The following is a 1725-nucleotide window of genomic DNA, read 5'->3' as shown; positions in this document are numbered from 1 at the left end:
GGCGGCCAGGGCGCCGGTCGGGGCGGAGAGGCCTCCGGCGGAGGCCGCAGCGGTTCCGGCGGCTCCGGCGACTCGCGCTCGGGCGGCGACCGTCCCTCGTCGGACGACGGCTCCCTCGCGAAGGTCGCCGGCTGGACCGTGCTGACCTCCGCCCTGCCCGGCTCCGGCCTCGTCACCACGCGGATGCGGCAGATCGGCGTGATCATGCTCGCCGTGCTCCTCCTCGCGGTCGCGACGATCGCGGCGATCCTCGTGATCGGAGACCCGCTGCGGATCGCGGCGACGCTGGGCACCCACCGCGGCGTGCTGATCGGCGCGCTCGTCGTGGTGGTCGTCGTCGGCCTCGTGTGGTGCCTGCAGATCGTGCTGGCGAACCTCGCCCAGACCACCAAGGAGCGGCTCCAGGGCGCCAAGCGGTATCTCGCGCTCGCCCTGGCGGCCGTGATGGTCATCGCGGTCGCGGTGCCCTTCGGCCGCGGCGTGCAGTCGCTCTGGGCGCTGCAGGGCCTGTTCGGCTCCACGAGCGTGTTCGGCGGCGACGGCGACGGCCTCGCCGAGGGCCCGGACCCGTGGGCGGACACCCCGCGCCTGAACATCATGCTCCTGGGCCAGGACGCCGGCGCCGACCGCACCGGCACCCGGCCGGACACCATCATGGTCGCCTCGATCGACACGAAGACCGGCCAGACCGCCCTGTTCTCCATCCCCCGCAACCTCGAGAACGTCGAGTTCCCCGAGGGGACGGTCGCCGCGGAGGAGTTCCCCGACGGCTTCGACTACTACGGGAAGAACGAGAACCTCATCAACGCCGTGTGGGCGTGGGCCGAGGAGAACAAGGACCTGTTCCCGGGCGATCCCGAGCCGGGCCTGACCGCGACCCGCTGGGCCGTCGAGGAGACCCTCGGGATCTCCACCGACTACTACGCGATGGTGAACCTCAAGGGCTTCGAGGACCTCGTCAACGCCCTGGGAGGCGTGGACCTCGTCGTCGAGCGGCGGATCCCGATAGGCGGCGGCGCGAGCGAGGTCGAGGGCTACATCGAGCCCGGCGAGCAGAAGCTCGACGGCTACCACGCGCTGTGGTATGCCCGCTCCCGCGAGGGCTCCGACGACTTCAACCGCATGTGCCGCCAGCAGCGCATCGTGCGCGCCGTGAGCGAGGAGGCGGACCCCCCCTCCCTCGCCCTGTCGATCCCGCGCCTGGTGACCGCGACCGAGGAGAACATCCAGACCGACATCCCCGTCGGCGACGTCGACGCCTTCGTGGAGCTCGCGCTGCGCATCAAGGACGGCGGCTTCACCTCGTACCCGATCACGCAGGACGTCACCTTCTCCGGGAACCCGGACTGGGAATACCTCGAGGAGTGGGTCGACGCCTCCATCCAGGATTCGATGAAGAACGACCCGCCGGAATCGGTGCAGGGCGAGACCGAGCCCGGCTCGACCGAGCCCGCGGAGACCGGCGCCCCGCCGGAAGAGGACACCGCCACCACCGAGAAGCCGACCTCCGAGGCGGCCACCATGGAGGAGACCACCGAGGAGGAGACCACCACCGAGGAGGAGACCTCGAGCGCGTCGACCTCTGCGCCCACCGAGGAGGCCACCCCCACGGACGCGCCGGAGATCGAGCAGGACCCGCTGAAGTCCTGTCTGCCGGGCGAGGAGGGCTGAGGACCTCCCGCGACAAGGAGAACGGGGGCGGCCCGGGGCAGATGCCCCGGGCCG

The 1725-nt window shown here is 71.7% G+C and carries 1 protein-coding gene; it reads left to right on the top strand.

What is annotated here, in order from left to right; translation table 11 throughout:
* Nucleotides 1-1671, top strand: a 1671-nt coding sequence (locus HMPREF3159_RS10400) for an LCP family protein (protein ID WP_070500966.1), incomplete at its 5' end; no start/stop codon positions are given.
* Between the last annotated feature and the right edge of the window lie 54 nt (nucleotides 1672-1725).

Source organism: Brachybacterium sp. HMSC06H03 (assembly GCF_001807385.1).
GTDB lineage: Bacteria > Actinomycetota > Actinomycetes > Actinomycetales > Dermabacteraceae > Brachybacterium > Brachybacterium conglomeratum.
Note: the sequence above shows the minus strand (reverse complement) of the source record. Positions and strands in the feature narration are given on the sequence as shown.